The 20,090-nt window shown below is 47.8% G+C and carries 19 protein-coding genes; 5 read left to right on the forward strand and 14 right to left on the reverse strand.

The genetic code is table 11. The features are described from left to right. Positions 1-505: 505 nt before the first annotated feature. Entirely contained in the window at positions 506-1,624 is a 1,119-nt protein-coding gene (gene ompC / locus NA624_RS02445) for a porin OmpC (protein ID WP_000758335.1), read from the forward strand. 140 nt (positions 1,625-1,764) lie between these two features. On the opposite strand, the gene hypA is transcribed toward ompC, so the two are convergent. Genes hypA through NA624_RS02490 form a run of 9 tightly spaced genes read right to left on the reverse strand, consistent with a single transcriptional unit; the run spans position 1,765 to position 8,995 of the window. Further along, positions 1,765-2,106 (reverse strand): hydrogenase maturation nickel metallochaperone HypA, encoded by a 342-nt coding sequence (gene hypA, locus NA624_RS02450; RefSeq protein ID WP_000544772.1) that lies wholly within the window; start codon positions 2,104-2,106, stop codon positions 1,765-1,767. A 12-nt stretch (positions 2,107-2,118) separates the two neighbouring features. Continuing rightward, positions 2,119-3,006, reverse strand: coding sequence for a hypothetical protein (locus NA624_RS02455; RefSeq protein ID WP_001189408.1), 888 nt, complete (start codon positions 3,004-3,006; stop codon positions 2,119-2,121). Next, complete coding sequence (locus tag NA624_RS02460) at positions 2,994-4,055, reverse strand: hydrogenase expression/formation C-terminal domain-containing protein (protein ID WP_001016757.1); 1,062 nt, start codon at positions 4,053-4,055, stop codon at positions 2,994-2,996. The genes NA624_RS02455 and NA624_RS02460 overlap by 13 nt, the downstream gene beginning before the upstream one ends. A gap of 17 nt (positions 4,056-4,072) precedes the next feature. Then, positions 4,073-4,483: a hydrogenase gene (locus NA624_RS02465; RefSeq protein ID WP_000155988.1), complete on the reverse strand. Its 411-nt coding sequence runs from the start codon at positions 4,481-4,483 to the stop codon at positions 4,073-4,075. Beyond that, on the reverse strand, positions 4,480-4,779 hold the full coding sequence (gene hypC / locus NA624_RS02470; protein ID WP_000334912.1) for a HypC/HybG/HupF family hydrogenase formation chaperone: 300 nt from the start codon (positions 4,777-4,779) through the stop codon (positions 4,480-4,482). Before hypC ends, NA624_RS02465 begins: the two co-directional genes overlap by 4 nt. Further along, entirely contained in the window at positions 4,779-5,387 is a 609-nt protein-coding gene (gene hybD, locus NA624_RS02475) for a HyaD/HybD family hydrogenase maturation endopeptidase (RefSeq protein WP_000852666.1), read from the reverse strand. Before hybD ends, hypC begins: the two co-directional genes overlap by 1 nt. 5 nt (positions 5,388-5,392) lie before the next feature. After that, positions 5,393-6,136, reverse strand: coding sequence for a Ni/Fe-hydrogenase, b-type cytochrome subunit (cybH, locus tag NA624_RS02480; protein ID WP_000924456.1), 744 nt, complete (start codon positions 6,134-6,136; stop codon positions 5,393-5,395). After that, positions 6,087-7,889: a nickel-dependent hydrogenase large subunit gene (locus NA624_RS02485; RefSeq protein ID WP_000331200.1), complete on the reverse strand. Its 1,803-nt coding sequence runs from the start codon at positions 7,887-7,889 to the stop codon at positions 6,087-6,089. The genes cybH and NA624_RS02485 overlap by 50 nt, the downstream gene beginning before the upstream one ends. A gap of 2 nt (positions 7,890-7,891) precedes the next feature. Further along, positions 7,892-8,995, reverse strand: coding sequence for a hydrogenase small subunit (locus tag NA624_RS02490; RefSeq protein ID WP_001194450.1), 1,104 nt, complete (start codon positions 8,993-8,995; stop codon positions 7,892-7,894). Between the two features lie 427 nt (positions 8,996-9,422). Here NA624_RS02490 and NA624_RS02495 point away from each other — a divergent pair, with 427 nt between their 5' ends. Then, complete coding sequence (locus NA624_RS02495) at positions 9,423-10,514, forward strand: choloylglycine hydrolase family protein (RefSeq protein ID WP_000976505.1); 1,092 nt, start codon at positions 9,423-9,425, stop codon at positions 10,512-10,514. A 45-nt stretch (positions 10,515-10,559) separates the two neighbouring features. Next, on the forward strand, positions 10,560-11,351 hold the full coding sequence (locus NA624_RS02500) for a FadR/GntR family transcriptional regulator (RefSeq protein WP_001518759.1): 792 nt from the start codon (positions 10,560-10,562) through the stop codon (positions 11,349-11,351). A gap of 58 nt (positions 11,352-11,409) precedes the next feature. Here NA624_RS02500 and NA624_RS02505 read toward each other — a convergent pair whose 3' ends face one another. The 5 genes from NA624_RS02505 to NA624_RS02525 form a co-directional block, all read right to left on the reverse strand. Further along, positions 11,410-12,435, reverse strand: coding sequence for a zinc-binding alcohol dehydrogenase family protein (locus NA624_RS02505; protein WP_000864935.1), 1,026 nt, complete (start codon positions 12,433-12,435; stop codon positions 11,410-11,412). Continuing rightward, positions 12,410-13,696: an MFS transporter gene (locus NA624_RS02510; RefSeq protein WP_000824240.1), complete on the reverse strand. Its 1,287-nt coding sequence runs from the start codon at positions 13,694-13,696 to the stop codon at positions 12,410-12,412. The genes NA624_RS02505 and NA624_RS02510 overlap by 26 nt, the downstream gene beginning before the upstream one ends. A gap of 176 nt (positions 13,697-13,872) precedes the next feature. After that, a complete protein-coding gene (locus NA624_RS02515; protein WP_000476909.1) occupies positions 13,873-15,429 on the reverse strand; it encodes a PhoPQ-activated pathogenicity-related family protein in 1,557 nt (518 codons plus the stop codon). A gap of 69 nt (positions 15,430-15,498) precedes the next feature. Continuing rightward, complete coding sequence (locus NA624_RS02520) at positions 15,499-16,740, reverse strand: MFS transporter (RefSeq protein WP_001095734.1); 1,242 nt, start codon at positions 16,738-16,740, stop codon at positions 15,499-15,501. After that, positions 16,730-18,238, reverse strand: a complete 1,509-nt coding sequence (locus NA624_RS02525; RefSeq protein ID WP_000199412.1) for an FAD-dependent oxidoreductase — start codon at positions 18,236-18,238, stop codon at positions 16,730-16,732. The genes NA624_RS02520 and NA624_RS02525 overlap by 11 nt, the downstream gene beginning before the upstream one ends. Before the next feature lie 44 nt (positions 18,239-18,282). Between NA624_RS02525 and NA624_RS02530 the strand changes: the two genes are divergently transcribed. Together NA624_RS02530 and NA624_RS02535 are read left to right on the forward strand one after the other, a co-directional pair. Continuing rightward, positions 18,283-18,771, forward strand: a complete 489-nt coding sequence (locus tag NA624_RS02530; protein WP_001293632.1) for a MarR family winged helix-turn-helix transcriptional regulator — start codon at positions 18,283-18,285, stop codon at positions 18,769-18,771. A 192-nt stretch (positions 18,772-18,963) separates the two neighbouring features. Beyond that, on the forward strand, positions 18,964-20,043 hold the full coding sequence (locus tag NA624_RS02535; RefSeq protein WP_000954700.1) for an S-adenosylmethionine:tRNA ribosyltransferase-isomerase: 1,080 nt from the start codon (positions 18,964-18,966) through the stop codon (positions 20,041-20,043). The last annotated feature ends 47 nt before the right edge of the window (positions 20,044-20,090 follow it).

The raw sequence follows: 20,090 nt of genomic DNA on the forward strand, positions 1-20,090 counted from the left end.
GTATTTATTACCGCTGGTAAATAGTTAATCTTATGAATAGTGATACACAAATGACCGTTTGCGCTATGTGATAATTAACCATAGTAAAAATACACGAAGCGAAGAAGTGCTATTTCAGTAGTACTGATATTTTCATAACGCTAATTTAAAAATAAATGTAAACGTAACAAATTATACACAAAAATAAGGAGGGCTATGACCTCAACTTTCTTGATTATGATTCCGTCTTAATGAATGCCAGCCGAGTGTTCAGTGCCATTCTCGCCCTGGCATCCCCGACCGTAAGCCAGTTCTCTACGGGTAACCTCCTTGTTATTACAGCAGAAAACAGGGCATATCATTGATGTAGCCATGCTTAACTTGCATTTTAACATCGCTAATACATAGCAAGCTAATATTACACTTTGAAACTTAACGCACGGTAATTGTTAGTGATATTGTCCTGGACAGTTCCGCGAGCAGGCTTTGCGGAAAGTCCAAAAATAAGACAAATAAGGCATATAAAATGAAAAAAGTAGTGGTGTTATCTGCGGTAGCCGCAGCCGTAATGATGGCTGGAGCCGCCAACGCAGCAGAAATCTATAACAAGGATGGCAATAAACTGGATTTGTATGGCAAGGTCGACGGCCTGCATTATTTTTCCAGTAATCATAGTACGGATGGCGATCAATCTTATATCCGTATGGGTATTAAAGGCGAAACTCAAATTACCGATCAACTAACCGGTTTTGGACAGTGGGAGTATCAGGTCAACGCCAATCGTCCGGAAGATGGTGACTCCAGCGGTTCCCCGCAAAGCTGGACGCGTCTCGGTTTTGCTGGTTTAGCATTTGCCGATATGGGGTCTGTTGATTATGGTCGTAACTATGGCGTGTTATACGACATTGGTTCATGGACTGACGTACTGCCTGAATTTGGTAATGATTCGTATGAAGCTTCCGATAATTTTATGACCGGACGCGCGAATGGCGTTCTGACTTATCGCAATAATGATTTCTTTGGTCTGGTTGATGGTCTGAATATTGCGTTGCAGTATCAGGGTAAAAATGACGGCCTGTCGAAAGAAGGCGATCCTTTAAGTAATAATGCCAGAAAAAGTATCGCGTACCAGAATGGCGATGGTTTCGGGGCATCAGCGACATATGATTTGGGCATGGGGGTGAGCCTGGGGGCAGCCTATACCAGTTCCAAACGCACGCTTGATCAGATGACGCAAGATAAATACGACAATGGTGACCGCGCTGAAGCCTGGACTGGCGGCGTGAAGTATGATGCCAATAATATTTACCTGGCGGCAAACTATACCCGTACTTATGATATGACCTATATGGGTGATACATTGGGCGGCTTTGCACATAAAACCGATAACTGGGAAATGGTAGGGCAATATCAATTTGATAATGGCTTACGCCCGTCACTGGCGTTCCTGCAATCCAGAGCCAATGATGTTGATGGACTGGGTTCGTTCGACCTTGTGAAATATATTGATGTGGGTTCCTATTACTACTTCAATAAAAATATGTCCGCGTATGTTGACTACAAAATCAATCTGCTAAAAGATGGCAACCCATCGAATCCTAATACAGACAACACCGTGGCGCTCGGCTTAGTCTACGAGTTTTGATAAAACTTGCTGATTAAGACAGTTTAGGGATACCCTCCTTTTCCCAAAACTGTGTCACTGCTTAACCTTTATTATTGTTAATTTATTCTTTTATTATTTCAGGACGCTTCTGGCGTCCTTTTTTATTGACTATTCGTTGACTATTCGACTTCGATCTCGCGAATGCGCATTCTGCTACTGTCATCTATCTGCACTTTGCCTGAATGACAAAAGGGGCAACAGAGTGTGGATGTTTGAGAGGTGAAGGGTTGATTACAGGACAGACACCAACCTTGCGCCGGTGCGATAGTAATATGGAAACGCGCATTGTCAGCAAGGGTATGACGAGCGGCGACGTCCAGGCCAAAATGCAGCGCCGGCACCTCAACACAGGCCATAACGCCAATCTCCAGCCAGACTTGCTTTACCTTGCTGAACTGGTGATTTACTGCCTGTTCCTCCAGCAATTCGATAATATTTTGCGCCAGGGCTAATTCATGCATGGGCCAGCTCCTTCATTCAACAATATTTACGGCGACACAAGGATCAATTACCTGTAACTGTTGCGACCACAATGAGAGTGGAATAGTGGCCAGTTCGCGAGCAATGACGCCGTCAAGTTGGGCGTGACGTGTGGTTGGCGAGATAATACGGTAATCAAGAATATTGCCTGACGTCGTCAGTCTGGCCTGATGAACTAACCATCCTCGCGCGGTTTCCACTACCGCTATTTTCCATTCGCCATCATCAAAACGATTCCAGCGCAGGGTAGGAAGGGCGCTCAAACTTCGGGCGAGCGTAATGCAGCGGGCCAGCAGACGTAGCGCAGTCGTTTTTCCGCTAAGACAACAGGCTGACAGTAGCGGATATTCGATAGCCAGAGGCGAGACATCCAGGGGACCAGGGGTTATTAACGTATGGTCCGGGGACGACGCCATCGGTAGTGTTGGTGTAATGATATTCTGTACTGCCGCCAGCCAGCGGGAGGTTTCAGAACGTTCTTGCAAAAACCAGGCTTCCCAGCCCTTTACGCCAGCGGCAAGCCAGGTCTGAGGATCATCGTCAAAAAAGATTGTGCTTGCCAGCGGGGATAACTCTCCGCGACGTAACAACGCCCATTCTTCAGCGGTTGCCTGTCGGTGGCTAAACAGGGGGAGCCAGTCGGTCAACGCGCGACGGAGCGTTTCTCGCGCCAGCTCTTGTTGTGCGGCCTGCATATCTGGCTTCTCTTCAGGAAACAACAGTAAAGCCGCCGCTGCGCTGTGTGCCTGAGCGCACAACGTAAACAAACGTGAAATAAGCGTCTTCGCGTATACCGGCGTTGCGCCCTGTAACAAACGACTGATCGGCGCCTCCTGCCAGATAATCCGTAGCGGGTGAGAATAGACGGTCAATCTTTGCACGAATTATTACCTTCATCGATCACCATAAACCCGGACTTACTGGTTTCGCAAACCGGACAGCACCAGTAATCAGGTAACTGGCTGAAGGGCACGCCGGGTGGAATTTGCCATACGTCATCGCCCAGCGCAGGGTCGTAAACCCACCAACATACTTTGCACTCCATGCGCACCACTGGCTCATTTTCTGTGACCGGGTATTCTTTCAACCATTCCAACGTATTTTTTAGCCCCGCGTAGGCATCTTCGATATCGTCGATGCCTGCAACGGCGATATCAGGAATGTCCGCTATCTCAATCATATCTTGCAGTAATGTGTTCATATCATTGAAATAATTGACCCGCCATACGCCGGGAAAATGCGTGCTTACAATCCGGCATTTACCATATCCGCGTGAAAAAATAGCGCTACAGCCTTCGCCTAAAAAATGATCCAGATACTCGCGATCGGCATCGTTTACTGGCAACAGCGTTAAGTTAATGATATGCGGCTCTTTTACCGGCTGTTTTACGCGCTCGGCTATTTCATGCGCGATAAAGGCGCCATTCATCAATCCCGCCGGTTGTGGCGGCAATTCTGGCGTAATCGGCGGCTGCGGATGCGTCTGCCAGATGCTCTCCGGGATCGGGCCAATGATAATTTCATCGGCAACCCGTTGCTGGTCAGCGTTATATTCACGTACACGCCAGACGCCCGTAAAAACCGTCTCCTGAATACGCTGTTCTTTTCCATCGGATAATAGTACCCGGGCGGAGATTTCACCTTCGCCGAGCAGTTGATCCAACAAACCGCTATTCTGTTGCTCAGTGGCATTCAGCTTATAGCTCAGGGGAAATGGGAGCGTTGCCACCGGGTTATCCATATCGCGAATAAGCGTAGTCAGGACATGTCTGGCAACACGAAGCTCAGCGGGCAGCGCCTGTTCCGGTAAAACCGGCGTCAGTGGGAGATTAATGCCGGCGGGGATGGGAAGAAAGTTAAAGTCTTCCTCTTCTGGCTGCGAGCCTGGTCCGGCAATATTAACGACTGGAATAGTTCTGGAATGATTCACGTGTGTTACCTTTCATTCTATTGCGTGATAACGGGAATATCCTGACGATAGCCCGGTGTGGTCAGCAATGCGACCACCCGCTGAGAGTATTCTTGCCAGCTATATAATCCCGCCAGACTGCCGACAAAACGGTGCTGGCGAAAGAAAAGCAGCGCCGGATATTTCAGAATGCGATACTCCCGGGCGATCAGTTCACTCTGTTCGCTATCCGCAAATGCCGCGGTATAAGACGTCGCCGGAAATTGCTTGAGGATCTCCGGGATAATGACCCAACTGTCGGCGACTTCCGGATGTTTGTTGGGGTCGCTTTGCAGCAAAACCAGCAGAGTCGGATGCGTATTAATCAACGACGGGAGCGTTTGCGCATCGGTAACCAGAAAGCCTTTATCCGCCAGTGGACAAACAGGATTTTGGGGTGAGATAGTCATTTTTTTAAATGCTCCGGTAATTCAGGCGTGCGAGACAATAAATCGGCAAAACCGGTCAGCGGATCGCTTTGCGTGAGCATGGCCTGTTCCAGTGAGTCCAGCGCCGCCAGTACCTCAGCGGCTTCCGCTTCGTCCATTTCTCGTCGTGCTGCGCCGCCAAATGTCAGCAGCCATGCGCCTGCTAAGGGGGGAGTCACAAGCCGAATATCAACGTCGATAAGCTCGCCGTGTCGGTCGCGGCATTTGGCGAACCACTGACCGGGTGAAATAACCTGCACAGGAACGCCGATACACATTATGATTTCTCTCTCTGTAGCACCCGAATATCGCCGACCCGGCAAGCGCTTTGCGCATCTGGCCGTTCATCTTCGTAGCGTTCCATACACAGGCTGTAATGATTGAGTCTCTCAGTGGGCAAGTCCGTTGAAGAGGCGGTGATACCCCATTGCGCCAGCACTTCCTGCGCGAGATAGACCGCAGGCATCAGTTGCGCCTTTACCTGCGGCGTAAGACTTCCACCATAGTCATCCAGACATTCCGGCTGCACGCCAATCAGCACAATCTCCGATAACTGGCCGCCGGTTAATTGCAGCAATGCCAGCACTTCAGAAAAACTGGTCTGATGTAAACTGAGTTTTTTCGCCGTCAGATAGGCGGGAACCTGTTCATCACGAAACATCGCCAGCGAACCTGGCGCCATACCAAAATCGATAGCATCCATGATTAACAGTTTTTCGGTCTGTTGCAGCCAGGGCAGCAGCGCCAGCCCCTGCGTACCGCCATCAACAACGTCAACTTTCTCGTTATCGGCATACTGTTCAAACAGCTTTTCCGCCGCTCTGACGCCAAACCCTTCATCTGCCCAAAGCAGGTTGCCAAGCCCTAAGATTGTTACTTCTGCCATTGTTATCACCTGAACCAGCGCCAGCCGCTTATCATGACGGAAATCACGCTTTGTCGGCTCATAATGTCTTCACGGATAGCGGTATAAACATGCGCAATGACGAAGGCGATAATGAACCACATGCCCAGCCGGTGCCAGAAATGTAGCGCGAGGCTATCGTTGCCAGTCAGGCGAATCATCCAGCCAAACCATTGATACGCCCAACTGTCTGTTCCAAGTCCTTCGCCATAGAGCGCAAAGCCGCTACACACCATCAGTACGGACATCCAGAAATAGAACATTACCGCCAGTCCCGCTACCGGATTATGTCCATAGTAACGATGGGCCTCTTTTTCGAGGAAAAAATACCAGCGGATTTCGCTGATAACGCCTTTGCGCCAGGCGCGGCGCCAGAACGGAACCAGAAACATCTCCCTGGCGTACTCATTGCCGACACATGCCCAGTAAATACGAAACAGCAGCGCGACAGTAAAAATATACGCCGTGGTAAAATGGATCAGTCGTATCCAGCCCATCCAAAACATAAAGGTCGCTTCACCTTGAATCGATGGCAGGGGGCGGCCAATGAAATATCCTGTAACAGCCAGGACGACAATGGATAACGCTGTGATCCAGTGCCATAAACGGACCGGCGCTTCATAGATATAGTACCCCTGGCTGGTTATTTCTTTGAGATGCATTGAGACCTCCGAATCGTCGTCATCGTACCTGAACCCTGACCAGCTCCCCTCCATGATTATCAATAACATGGGTGGAGCAGGCCAGGCAGGGATCGAAGCTGTGCAGAGTACGTAAAATCTCCAATGGTTGATCGGGAACGGCGAGTTTAGTCCCCATTAACGCCGCTTCGTACGCGCCAATTTGACCTTTATCGTCACGTGGTCCGGCATTCCAGGTTGTCGGTACCACACACTGATAGCTGTCGATTTTCTGATTTTCAATTTTTATCCAGTGCCCCAGCGCGCCGCGCGGCGCCTCGCTGAAACCAACGCCTTTTGCCGATGTAGGCCAGGTATCGGGTTCCCAGAGAGTGACGTTTGCCGTCGCCGTATCGCCGGACTTGAGGTTACGCATCAGACGATCGAAGAAATATTGCAGCGTATTGCCTGCCCATACGGATTCCAGCGCACGCGCGGCAGTACGTCCTAATGTAGAAAAGAGCGCTTCTTTAGGCAGCTTTAATACACTAAGCAGTTGATCCACGGGTTCTTTAAATTCCGGTTTATTTTGATGATATCCAATCAGATAACGCGCCAGCGGACCTACCTCCATCGCATGTCCCTTCCAGCGCGGCGATTTAATCCATGAATATTTAGCGGACTCATCCACCTGTTCGATAAAGGTTTTTGTGCCTTTATAGTGTTCGCCCATGACCAGTTGCGGTTCGGTCAGACCATCCCACGGATGCAGGCCCTTATCGTTATTGCCGTTACCATAGGTATACCAGGAGTGAGTGACAAACTCCTGAATCTCATCGGGGGCGGTTAAATCGACAGGATGAATTTCGTCGAAACGACCGTTAATGATAGCCCCACGCGGAAGCAGAAGATTACTGGCGGAATAATCGTTAGGGTTATCCGGAAACTCGCCATAAGCCAGCAGGTTCATGCTCGATAACCCGCCGCCGATTTTTGCCCAGTCTTTGTAATAACTGGCAATCAGCAAGACGTCCGGAAGATAAACCTGTTCGCAGAACTGGCGAGCTTTTTGGATGATGGAACTGACAAGGTTCAGGCGTTCCATATTCACTGCGCCGACCGCGCCCGTTTCGTCAAGGTTGATGGCGCAAGGAACGCCGCCCACCAGCCAGTTAGGATGCGGGTTTTTACCACCGAAAACGGTGTGAATTTTTACGATCTCTTTTTGAAAATCGAGTGCTTCAAGATAGTGGGCGACCGCCAGCAAATTGGCTTCAGGCGGAAGTTTCATCGCCGGATGTCCCCAGTAGCCATTACGGAAAGGGCCAAGTTGACCGGACTCGATAAACCGCTTCAGTCGATTTTGCAAATCGCGGAAATATCCCGGCGAGGATAGCGGCCATGCGGAAAGGCTTTGCGCGATGGCGGAGGTCTGATGCGGGTCGGCTTTCAGGGCGGCAACCACATCAACCCAGTCCAGCGCGTGCAGATGATAAAAATGCACCAGGTGATCGTGAACGTGTAGCGTAGCCTGCATCATATTACGGATACAGTTTGCGTTGTCCGGAATCGCGATTCCCAGCGCATTTTCTACGGCACGGATTGAGGTCAGAGCGTGTGTACCGGTGCAGACGCCGCAAATGCGTTCAACGAATGCCCAGGCGTCTCGCGGATCGCGACCTTTCAGGATAACCTCCAGGCCGCGCCACATGGTGCCGGTCGACACGGCGTTAGTAATGACATTATTACTGTCGATATTCACTTCGCAGCGCATATGCCCTTCGATGCGAGTAACCGGATCGACCACAATTCGCCGTCCGCTATTGTCCAGCGTAAAACCCTGAGTCTGATAAGGATATGCCATAATTATTTTTTCTCTTCCGGAGCGTTTTCTGATGACGTGTTGTTTTTATTGCGGGCATGTTTTATGGCGCTCACCGTGGCGTGAGCGATGGCGGCAGCGCCCGCGACGCCAGCAACGCCCATTCCGATTTTATCGGCGGTAGCCTCAATGCCGGTTTGCGGAATGCCCGTTGCCCGGCTGTAAAAAGAACCGTAATCCCAGAATCCATCTTCCGAACATCCGAGGCATCCATGACCTGACTGGATAGGAAAAGAAACACCATCATTCCAGCGAACGGTTGAACAGGCGTTATAGGTGGTCGGGCCTTTACAGCCCATCTTGTACAGGCAATACCCTTTTCTGGCGCCTTCGTCATCCCACGCTTCCACAAACTGACCGGCATCGAAATGCGCGCGTCGGTAACATTTGTCATGAATTCGCTGGCCATAAAACATTTTTGGTCGTCCAAGACGATCAAGGGGAGGGATGCGATCAAATGCCAGCATATAGGTGATAACGGCGGACATCACTTCAGGTATAGGTGGGCAGCCTGGCACTTTAATAATGGGTTTATCGGTAATTAATTTGTGAACCGGCGTGGCTTTAGTTGGGTTGGGACGGGCTGCCTGCACGCAGCCCCATGATGCGCAGGACCCCCAGGCGATAATCGCTTTAGCATCCGCGCTGACGCGTTTTAACTTCTCCAGGAACGGCTCACCAGCCAGTATGCAAAACATCCCATCTTCATTCAGCGGCGCGTTACCTTCCACGGCAACGATATAATTTCCTTTGTACTCGCGCATCACATCCGCCAACGCCTGCTCGGCTTGTTGCCCTGCGGCGGCCATAATGGTGTCGTCATAATCCAGGGAAATGAGCGACAGAATGGCATCTTTTGCCAACGGGTGCGCAGAGCGAATGAAAGATTCGGTACAACAGGTACATTCAAGACCATGCAGCCATATCACTGGCGTACGCGGTTTATTCTCCAGGGCATAAGCTATCTGAGGAATCATCGAACTGCTCAGGCCTAAAGACGTTGCGGTAAGGCTGCAAAACTTGAGGAAGCTACGCCTTGTCACGCCGTGTCTACGCATAACTTGATAAAATGTATCTTGTGTTTGCATAACGTTTATCCCAAACCACTATAGTTAGTGTGGGCATCATATGTTGCATTTCTTGTCTTTCTCAACGTGTTTTAGTAGCAATTATGTTTCTAATTCGTAACAACCGATTACATGTGTGCTACTCACATTACTCAAAAACATAAATTAATTTAATGTTATTGGTGATGTGGAGTAAATATAGCGTTGTGATGGTATCTCTTAATGTTGATAAGAAACCGTGTTTTTTATTTATAACATGATGGGATTTTTTTAAATGGTCACACGGATAACGCGTTTCATATTAGTTCGCTGTGTTTAACTCTCCTTTAAACCCGTCAGTTAAATTTATTAGCTTGTAAAATAAGATCACAATTAATTACGTGCTGCATAACCATTGATAGGTTTAATTTAATATATTCATCCAATCCATTTTACAAACAAGGAGAGCATGATGAAAAAAAGTAAAGCAATGTTATTTATCGCTCCGGCGCTGTTTTCATACGCCCTGGCTGCACAGGCCTGCACAACCCTTGCTATTCAGGATAAACAAGGCGATGTTTTTCATGGACGTACGCTGGAATATATGCAGGATTTACCCTCATGGTTAACGTATTATCCGGCGGGAACGCAGTTTGATAAAAAAACGCCGGATGGCAGTCAGGGAGTGAGCTATCAGGCGAAATATCCGATACTGGCCATTACTTCCACCATCACTGATGGCGATAGCAGAGACATACTTGAAGGCATGAATAGCGCGGGATTGTCATTTAGTGAAAACATGATCATGAATGCGCAGTTGCCGCCATTGCCCGCGAGTGAATATAAACAGGCAATTCCTGTCACCTCGTTGGGAGAATGGGCGCTGGCCCGTTTTGCTACTGTCGGCGAGGTAAAACAGGCAATAAAAGAGGGTAAATTCTGGTCACCGGAACTGCATCGGTTTGGCGATCTGAAATCGCCATTTCATTATGCGTTTTACGACAAGAAAGGAGGAAGCATTGTCGTTGAAGTGGAAAATGGCAAATTCCATGTCTATGACAATCCCACTCGCGTGATGACAAATGGTCCCGCATTCCCCTGGCATCTGACAAATCTGAATAACTATACGCAATTAACCAATGTGGACCGCTCTTCAGGCACACTGGGCGGGATAAAAGTGATGCAGCCTGATAGCGGGATTGCTATTGCAGACTTGCCATCGTCCGATACGTCGGTTTCCCGTTTTATACGCGGCGTTTATTACACCACATATGCGCCGCAAGCGACATCCGCCCACGATGCAATGAATACGCTTGCGCATATTATGAGCCGTTTCGATCGTCCGAAAAATATTACGGTTGATTATATGGGGAGTGAAGGGGAAGGCAACGCCACCCGCAAACCGGTCTCAGAATATACGGTTTGGACAACGCTGTCTGACTTAACGCACGGTGAGATGATGGTGCGCGGCTACAATGATATCAACTATAAAACCTGGTCTCTTTCTCAGTTTAAGAACGCGACTGCGCCCGTGTTCGAGAAAATCAACGTCAAAGGATAAATCGCTCGTCTCGGTTTAGGTTCCCCGGTAGTCTCAGCGAAGGTAATGGAGACTACCGGCGGTTGCTTCTCTTTATCATGCACGGTAATTAATTATCACGATCACCAGCGCCAGGATGGTATGCTAAATCCATTCAAAATCCCCTGGATATGGATTGGAGGGCGCATGGTTATACCTGAGGTCAGGCAGGAGAGGCTCTATCAGAAGATAGCCAACCTCATCATTAAGCTGATCAATGATAATATTTTTCCCCCGGGAACTTTTTTACCGCCAGAACGCGAACTGGCAAAACAGCTTGGCGTGAGCCGCGCCTCCTTGCGAGAAGCCCTTATTGTACTGGAGATCTCCGGATGGATCGTGATTCAGTCCGGTAATGGGGTTATCGTTTCAGATAAAAAACACCTTGCCAGCGACTATACCATCGAAGAAATTCTCTCTACTCGCGAGCTGGTCGATAGCCATTGTGCGCGCTTAGCCGCACAAAACGATAACGTTGACGTCATCAACCAAATAGAGGCGATTTATCATCGTATGGATCAAGCCATTAACGATAATAACGTCCACGGCTTTTACTCGCTGGATAAAGAATTTCACCTTGCGATCTCTGAGGCCAGCCGTAACCGGGTGTTGTTCGATATGTCCCGTATGTTATGGGAACAACGGATTAATATCCCTTATGCCGGGCTTGATGAGCAGTCTGGAGACAGAAATGTTTTACTTAATCTCAACAAACAACATAAAGCGATAGTGGATGCGATGCGCCAGTCTGATGCTGACAGCGCCTATGAGGGATCGCTGGAACATTTACGCTATGTGAGAAAGATTGTCGGCGGCTAAGTTTGTCGATGAATAACACCGCATGGCGGTCATGCCATGCGGTAGAACTCGACGTAAATCAATGGAAAACAGCATTAATCTTTAAGTAGCGCTCCGGATAGCGATCAAGTTCTTTAACTGCATCAGGGATCTCATCAAGATTGACGACCTTACTGACAACATCTTGCGGATTAATCTCCAGCGTAGACAGCATACGTAATGCCTCATCAAATTCACCGGCACTGGTGCGGGAGCCGCGTAAATCCAGTTCTTTATAGGTGATCAGGTTCGTCGGCAGCGACGTTTCCTGTTTTGGCCATCCGGTAAACGAAATACGACCAGCAAACGATGCTAAATCAAGCGTATTTCGAATAGCGCTATTTGCGCCGGAAGCTTCTATCACGACCTGCGCCATGGTGCCGTGGGTGATATTTTTAATAGCGTCGATAACCTGATCGTCAGCGGCGTTCAGCACATAAGGAACGCCAAGCTTTTGCGCATAGCGTAGCCTTTCTTCCACAATATCGATCAGAATAGGCGTTGCCTTGTAATGTCGCGCGCTTAATGCCGCCATAAGACCAATGGCCCCCGCGCCGATGATGGCAACATATTCCCCGGCCTTAACGTTTGCCCGGTGCAGCGCGTGCAGAGCGATGGTCAGCGGTTCTGCCAGCGGCGCCATTTCAGAAGGCACGTTATCTGGTATTTTATGAATTAAATGTGCGGGATGAGTCACCACCTCCTGCATTGCGCCATCGACATGCACGCCAATGACGTTTAAATTTTCACAACAGTTAGTTCTGCCGACAGAGCAAGGGTAGCAGTGACCACAATAAATATAGGGGTCAACAATCACGCGGTCGCCTTTTTTAATATTGTCCGGCATTCCGGTGCCTTCCTGAAGAACAATTCCGGTCACTTCATGCCCGATAATTCTTGGGTAAGTAACAAGTGGGTTCGTTCCACGAAAAGCCCCGATATCCGATCCGCAAATGCCTGCGGCATCAACCTTAATTAATACTTCATTTTCTTTCTTATGGGGATAATCTACCCAGCGGGTTTCAACTTCACCAGGCTTATTAATGAACACAGCTTTGACTTTCATTGGCTTTGAATCCTTTACTTTTTACAAACACGAAGACCAACAGGCTTGAAACGATAGCGATAGCACCAGCCAGATAGAACGCATAGTCATATTTACCGCTAAATTGAACGATAAAACCGGTGACAAGCGGACCGATAATGCCAGATATATTAGCCAGGCCATGCATGGCTCCGCCGACGCTCCCTACCTTATCTTTATGAACAACATCCTGAATAACCGCCCAATAAATTGGGCCCGTTAAATAGAGCAGGAAGAGGGAAACTGACATGAGCGTAATTGCGCTACCAATAGTGCTAACGGTACCGGAAACGGCAACACATACCGCCGCGCCTGCCAGGCATACGCCCAGAATAAGTCGACGTGAGAGCAGAGCATTACCGGTAATCCGATAAATTACATCAGAACAGACGCCGCCGAGCACCATACCAATGGCGCCGATGACCCAGGGAATTACCGTGGCGATACTAATTTCTTTAATATCGAGATGTAACGAATGGTTCAGGTAACTTGGGAACCAGGTCAGGAAGAAAAAAAGAATATAGTTGTAGCTGAAAAAAGCCAGAGTTGTCGCCCACACCATTGGTTGTTTCATGTAATAGCCGAGTGAAGGTGTAGCCCGGCCATCATCAGATAAAATAACATCCTCATGATTTTCAAAATCAATGCGTTCTTCCGGCGCCAGGCGTTTACTCATTGTTGGCTTATCGCTAACGATAAAGTACCACAGTAGTACCCAGACCAGGCCAAATAAGAAAATAATGCCAAATGCGGGGCGCCAGCCTAAGGATAACGCCAACAGGCCCACTATCGGCCCGGACACCGCGCCGCCGAGCGGGGAACCGGCGCTAAAAATTCCGATCGCCGTGGCAGACTCCTTTCGGGAAATCCAGTTATTGATGATTTTATTTCCGGCAGCGCTGACCGGTCCTTCAGCCATACCGAAAAGAACGCGCACGATAAGCATTGTCCACAATCCGGTGACTAAACCAGTTAAGCCACAAAATACAGACCATAGTAACGCTGCGATGAGAAAAACCGTTTTTGGCCCAACTTTATCGCTGGCCCAGCCACCAATAAAATTAAACAGGGCGTATCCGATAAAAAATGCGCTGAAGATCATTCCCATCTCCGCGGCGTTAAATCCTAACTCCTTTTCGATCAAGGGGGCAGTTATCGACAATGCTGAACGATCCATATAGTTGAGCATGTAAACTATAAATAGAAGAAAAACGATAAGCCATCCCATTGTTTTTCTTTTCATGATTAATCCTCTTATTGTGGTCTAGCGGCCTGACCACAATATTTTAAGGTTATTTTCAAATCACCTCTCTTGTGGTTAGAACGTGATCAATATAACAAAAATTTATCGCAGAGGATTTTTATCCATCGCAAGCGTGATGGATAAAATTATTTAAAATCAGACAATTACTTGAAAATTCAATCGGGGATATCGTTTTCCCCTAATCCACGCCCCGGTAACGTTTGACATGCGGCGTTAACGGAAGGTGGTGCTGTCTGGGGGTATTTTTCATCGGGCGTAATATAAACCTGACTCGTGGCGACATAGCCATCATTAAAAGTGGCTTCGATATAGGTAGCTTCCCAACCTGTCTTCGGTTCATTTAACGTAATACTGATCTTATTGTTGGCGGGAATATCTATTGTAAGCGGCTGATAGCGGATGCCACAGGCATAACGGAAATCACGCGCATTTGGATTGTTGGCTGTCCAGCGAACGACTTTTACCGGCGCTTCTGAGAAATAGACCGTAAGAAGATGGTGGTGAATAAGGCCGATCAACTGTGGTAATGTTTTTTTACTTTGAAACCTATTAATAAATGGAACGAGGCTTTCTTCAGCGAACTGGTTAATTGAGTAGTGGTTCATATTAGGCACTATACGTAATGATTTTACGCCAGGAAGTTTGCTATAATAAAAGCGAGTATTGTCTGGTACGAAAAAATCATCGCCGCTTGCATTAATAATATATTTCGGTATTGCAAGGCGGGGTTGATAAATAGTGTTGAGATATCTTAACGGATCTATTATTTGCCTTAGCTGGGTAAATGTGGGGGATTTTATTTTCTCATCTATGCCTTGCTGGTAGTAGGGGTAGAATGTAATGGGCCAATTTCCACCGTATGATTGATAAATATGCTCAAGTGAAGCATCAATATCAAGTAGATCAATGGCGAAGGGAACAATTGCTTCAACATCAGGATCGGCAATAGCTGACAACCAGGTAGTCCACCCACGCTTTGAAATACCTGTAATGATAAAGGAATTTATATTCCATTGCGTTAACTCCTTTTTTGCTAATCTCATCGCTTGCGATAGGGCAGTGACCATAGGAATATTTAAGGGCATTAACTCACGTTGCTCCGGCGCTTCCATAAATAATGCCCAGCTTCGGGAAACGCTCTCGTCCTCTTTCAGTGGTTTTTTATCATCCTGAAAGGTTAAATATTGGTTAGGTATATCACTCACTGATATTACGATGGTATTCGTTTCACGGGCGATGCTTGCCAGTGTTTCCTGGGGGAAATCACCGGGTTTACCAGTGATTTGTACGCCTTTATCATAATTAATTCCGTTGTTTACAACCACCAAAGCATGGTGCTCTTTTGCCGTTTCAGGGATATAAATATCAACGTTATGTCGCCATTGCGCAGGGGTTACCATGTCATCTGGCGACCAGTGTTGCGATAATAATTCATAGTGTCTGACTACAACCTGTGCTAATGGAGCTGTACTAATCAAGGTATATTTTAGCGATGTGCCTGAAATCTTCTCCCGGTAGTCGGGGAGAACATGAGACAAATCACACTCCGGGCTGTTTCGACAAAAGAAGATGTTGTTATGAAGTAGTGTATAAACTTTTGTAGAAATAAAAAACAGTACGATAACAACGAGATATATTTTTTTCATGCTTTCCCCGCGCTTTACAAGGGCAAATGCCAACCAGCATAATTTCCATAAATACCTCTTAAACATTCAATATAAGTACAATACTTTTGATAAATAAGGGAAGAAGGGAGTAATAATGCTTGTGACGTTGTCACATTATTCTGTTTCTGGTTTCGCTATTAGCACTGAACTTTTTGAAAGGTAAATCATTGCCGTCACCAGACCAATAATGGCGACAGAGATAGCTATACCGATCCAGACACCATACAGGGCATAACCCAGGACAAATCCGCCCAATACGGGGGATATAAAATCAGCGATTGCGATTAATGCCTGCGCCGTTCCGATGACGATACCTTGTCGGGCAGGCGATACATGGACGGACAAGGCGGCAAGATAAGTGGGTTTGGCTAGCGCATCAGCGATACTAATACAAACGATAGCAAAAATAAGCACTGGTATGGTCGTGGCGATACCCGCAGTGAGAAATCCAGTACAAAGAAGGGCGAAGATTAGAATAATTAGCTTTCGCTCCGAAAAATATTGGCTCACCCAACCTAACAGAAATAGCTGAACGAAAATATTAATAACCCCGTCCGCCATTAACAGGTAGCTTAACGCTTTTGGCCCAAAGGGAAGCCCATTCCAGATGAAGGTGTCAGAAAGAAAAACAGGTAATTGTGAAGAGTACATGCCATAGGCGAAGAAATGACAAAGCATTACGATGATTAAGACGCGAAGGACTGGCATCTTTAAAATAGCGCGGGCAGAGAACGCCGCTATTTTATCTGCGGTACGTGATGTTGTGGACGGGTCTTTTAACCCCCAAATCGCGACCAGGGCAGACCCAAGGACAAGTATAAAGGCGGCGTAGATCGGCGCGCTCAGACTGATACGCGATAGCCACCCTGAAACGCCTGCCCCGACAATACCGCCTAAACCAATGCAGCCTGTGAGGATACCGATTGCCTGGCGCCGATTTCTGACGTGCGTACAATCGGCAATATAAGCTGCGGCGGCTGACAAATTCCCGGCGCTAATGCCAAAAAGCGTGCGGGCGAGCAGGATAAACAGGATACATTGCGCGTTGGCGAGTAATAGTAAACTTATCGCCGCAATAGCCAGCGTGACAATCAGTATTCGCTTGCGGCCAACGCGATCGGAAAGGTGGCCAATCAGGGGCGCTGCACAAAATTGGCTAAAAGCCTCAGTGGCGATGATGATTCCAATGATAAGCGGCGAACCGCCCATCTCGCGGATATAAAAAGGCAGTACCGACATCACTGCCGCTGTACTGGCGGCGTAAAGGCCGACAAGCAGGAAAACAGGCAAAATACGCCGCTTGTTGAGCGGGGTGATAGTTTCGCTGTCGGTGTTCTCATAGACATTAGTATTCATCTTTAATCCCTATGGCAAAACGAGAGAGATAATTTTCAATATCGTTGCTCTGTTTGCCGTGAAAGAATGCGCCGACATAGCCATCGGGTCGGATCAGCACGCATTGACCCGGCGCCAGATGATAGGACTCCCGGAAGTGCCCCAGGGTATCGATGAGCTCGTCCTGCTCGCCAATGTGATGAATACGCAGACCTCGCCGCGCATCGATGACCTTACCGTGGGTTTCGTAGGCCAACAGATTCCAGTCCGGACCTTGTAGTAACTGAAATAATCGTAATGATTGGCCGCCGGCGCCCAAAAGAGGAGCATCCGGCGCTCTTTCTCCCGCTTGTAACCCATGCTGACGTTCGGGCAACGTGTGGGCTAAGGGGGAGTTGGTATACTGGATGTCAAGTTGTTGAACGTCGCGTTCTCGTTTGATGCCGCCCTGTTTTTGAGAGTCAAGTAATCGGGTGGAAAGGTGGAGCAGTGATTCGGCTACCGGGCGGCGTTCCTGTTCATAGCTATCGAGAAGCTCTTCTCCTGCGCCCCGCAGCGAGGCTGCCATTTTCCATCCCAGGTTATAGGCATCCTGGATGCTGGTATTTAACCCTTGTCCACCCGTCGGCGGATGCACATGAGCGGCATCACCGGCTAAAAATACCTTACCCACACGGTAATGTTCCGCTATGCGCGCATTCATCTGGTACTTCGATACCCAGGGAATCGAATGGATGCGAACATCCGTCCGCCCGATTCGCTCAGTAAGAAAAGCCGTGAGCACGTCGGCTGAGAAATTCTGCGAGTCGTCCGGGGCCAACAACGCCTGGATTTGAAAGAGCTGCGTGCCGGCGAGAGGGCAAATCGTTATCATCCGCGCCATATCGCCATCGTTAAAATGGTGCCATACATCCCGGTTCAGACCGGAAAGTGAAGCGTCAGCCACAAGCGCATGGATTCCCAACGTACGGCCGGGGAAGCTGACGCCTAATTTTTTTCTGACAAAGCTTCCGCCGCCATCCGCGCCTATCAAATAATGCGCGATGATGACCTCTTCTCCAGCCGGCCCGGCAACATACGCGGTGACCGTGCGTGGGGTTTGCGCAAAATGTCGTAACTCGCAGCCGAACTCCACCCGATGTCCCCATGCTTTTAATTGCTCCCGCATAATCGTTTCTGTCACGTTCTGTGGAACCATCAATGGCAGATGGTAGGGTTCGGCGTGGGTCGGTTTTGTATGATGCGCAATATCTGAATCTACATAGCTTCCGTCGTGACGGTAGGTTCGTAATCGGGGATAGAGCCCGCCGGCGGCGACCACTTTATTGAGTATTCCAAGATCCTCGAAGATTTCTTGCGTTCGCGGCTGAATACCTTTACCGCGGGAGCCGATAAAAGGCGTCGTTCTTTTCTCAATCAGGCGAAATGAGACCCCGTGACGCGCCAGTTCGATGGCTAAAGTAAGCCCGGTAACGCCAGCGCCGCAGATCAGTACATCTGTAGTGGTGTATCTTGTCATCGTCTCTCCGATATGTGTATTATGCACATAAGAGGAGACATGCTATGTCAGAAAATAAAAATGTGCAAGATACACATATTTCCGAGCAAATGAAGGCGCTTCACGGTGCGTTGATTCGCGTGGTGAGCGCGCTTAACCGGCCTCGTAATGATGAGAAATTAATTGCAGAGGCGGGGATTCAACTCGATCGTGCGCTATTTTCGATCCTTATTAGTATCGAACGTTTAGGGCCGATTGGCGTTGTTGAGTTAGCCGAACGTGCTGGTCGTGATTATACGACGGTAAGCCGACAGGTCGCCAAACTGGAGAAGCTGGGGTTGATAATACGGCAGCATAATGCCATCGATCGTCGTATACGCGAGGCCGTTATCTCCCGGACAGGAAAGGCGTTGACGGAGCGTATAGACGCTGCGCGAGAGCAAATGGGCAAAGTTGTTTTTAAAGACTGGCCTCAGGATGAACTTGATGTCTTTGTTCGGTTAATGCAAAAGTTTGCCGATGCAATGGATAGCGATGCTTCAATGCCGGAATAAGCAAAAGAAAAGGGCGGTCAAATCCGATCGTCCAGCTTAATATCGATATCTGACATTGATTAAATAGCCAGCAAAGTAAATATAACAACAACATTTATCGAGTTAATTTTCACCCTTTGAAAGCCCAACGTATACTGCAGAATACGGCTATATAACAATCGCCGTATCAATGGTTTTTCAAAGGGTAAATATATGCTTACCGAAAAATATGATTTTCGCATTACCGATCAGATGACTATCCCACTCAGACCTCATTGGATAGCCAATGATTCATACAGGGAAAAGTGTAAAATGCTTGTCCTCAACCGGAGTAAAGGGGAAATTCATAAGGTAGACTTTAGTAAAGTAACAGATTATATCAAAGAAGGTGATGTAATCTGTTTTAACGACAGTACTATAATAAACCATATGTTTATCTGTAAAACAAGATGGAATAGATTAATTAAAATTGTTTTAGAGGGGTTTTTACCAAATAATAGAGTAATTATTTCCGGACTTTTAAAAGAAAGGCTTAACGCGTATGATGTTTTCTATTTGGTTGATAACCCTGAAATTTCCATTAAGGTAGAGCAAAAGTTTAGCGAAGAGAGCCAGTACCGAGCCGTCGTAGAAAATCATGAGGCCTTAATTTGCTATTTAGCCAGTCATGGTGAGCGTCTTGATGAGTATGTGGATTCCAGCTTATTTTATAAATATCCAGATGCTTACCGTTCCGTTTTTTCTAAAAAGTATGGTTCTTTGGAAATACCTTCTGCCGGCATTCATTTTACCTGGGATCTTATCCAAAGAATCAAAGATAAAGGTGGGTTAATATCTTTTATTACTTTACATGTTGCATCAACAGAAATGTTGTCCAACAGAAAAATACAAACAAAATGTGTAGAGGAAGTGACTATCAACGAAGAATACTACGAGGTTCCGCAAGCAACAGCGGATATCATTAATACTGCGAAGCAAAATGGCGGACGTATTTTTGCCGTAGGAACTACCGTTACACGATGCCTGGAGTCCGCGTATTCGAGGGAGCACAATTGCCTCAAAGCAAGTTCTGGCTGGACTGCGCTTTATATACATCCAGGCTACCAACTGAAAGTGGTTGACTGCCTGCTAACGAACTTACATCAGCCAAAAACGACGCATATGGTGTTAACCGGTCAATTTGCTGGGGTTGATCTACTCATGAAGGCCTATGCCTCAGAACATATCCAGTCATGTAAGTTCGATATGTTTGGTGATTGCATGTTAATCATACAGGATGAAGGGCAGGGATGAATAAAATAAAACCGGTACACATAATGCTACCGGTTTTACCGAGAATA

This window comes from Salmonella sp. NW38, assembly GCF_051807745.1.
GTDB classification, from domain to species: Bacteria; Pseudomonadota; Gammaproteobacteria; order Enterobacterales; family Enterobacteriaceae; genus Salmonella; species Salmonella enterica.

What these genes read in the sequence shown, in the direction of transcription:
- ompC (WP_000758335.1), top strand. Translation starts at nt 506, where the DNA reads ATGAAAAAAGTAGTGGTGTTATCTGCGGTAGCCGCAGCCGTAATGATG.
- hypA (WP_000544772.1), bottom strand. Translation starts at nt 2,106, where the DNA reads ATGCATGAATTAGCCCTGGCGCAAAATATTATCGAATTGCTGGAGGAA.
- NA624_RS02465 (WP_000155988.1), bottom strand. Translation starts at nt 4,483, where the DNA reads ATGACTATCTCACCCCAAAATCCTGTTTGTCCACTGGCGGATAAAGGC.
- hypC (WP_000334912.1), bottom strand. Translation starts at nt 4,779, where the DNA reads ATGTGTATCGGCGTTCCTGTGCAGGTTATTTCACCCGGTCAGTGGTTC.
- hybD (WP_000852666.1), bottom strand. Translation starts at nt 5,387, where the DNA reads ATGGCAGAAGTAACAATCTTAGGGCTTGGCAACCTGCTTTGGGCAGAT.
- cybH (WP_000924456.1), bottom strand. Translation starts at nt 6,136, where the DNA reads ATGTTATTGATAATCATGGAGGGGAGCTGGTCAGGGTTCAGGTACGAT.
- NA624_RS02485 (WP_000331200.1), bottom strand. Translation starts at nt 7,889, where the DNA reads ATGGCATATCCTTATCAGACTCAGGGTTTTACGCTGGACAATAGCGGA.
- NA624_RS02490 (WP_001194450.1), bottom strand. Translation starts at nt 8,995, where the DNA reads ATGCAAACACAAGATACATTTTATCAAGTTATGCGTAGACACGGCGTG.
- NA624_RS02495 (WP_000976505.1), top strand. Translation starts at nt 9,423, where the DNA reads ATGATGAAAAAAAGTAAAGCAATGTTATTTATCGCTCCGGCGCTGTTT.
- NA624_RS02500 (WP_001518759.1), top strand. Translation starts at nt 10,560, where the DNA reads ATGGAGACTACCGGCGGTTGCTTCTCTTTATCATGCACGGTAATTAAT.
- NA624_RS02505 (WP_000864935.1), bottom strand. Translation starts at nt 12,435, where the DNA reads ATGAAAGTCAAAGCTGTGTTCATTAATAAGCCTGGTGAAGTTGAAACC.
- NA624_RS02510 (WP_000824240.1), bottom strand. Translation starts at nt 13,696, where the DNA reads ATGAAAAGAAAAACAATGGGATGGCTTATCGTTTTTCTTCTATTTATA.
- NA624_RS02515 (WP_000476909.1), bottom strand. Translation starts at nt 15,429, where the DNA reads ATGTTTAAGAGGTATTTATGGAAATTATGCTGGTTGGCATTTGCCCTT.
- NA624_RS02520 (WP_001095734.1), bottom strand. Translation starts at nt 16,740, where the DNA reads ATGAATACTAATGTCTATGAGAACACCGACAGCGAAACTATCACCCCG.
- NA624_RS02525 (WP_000199412.1), bottom strand. Translation starts at nt 18,238, where the DNA reads ATGACAAGATACACCACTACAGATGTACTGATCTGCGGCGCTGGCGTT.
- NA624_RS02530 (WP_001293632.1), top strand. Translation starts at nt 18,283, where the DNA reads ATGTCAGAAAATAAAAATGTGCAAGATACACATATTTCCGAGCAAATG.
- NA624_RS02535 (WP_000954700.1), top strand. Translation starts at nt 18,964, where the DNA reads ATGCTTACCGAAAAATATGATTTTCGCATTACCGATCAGATGACTATC.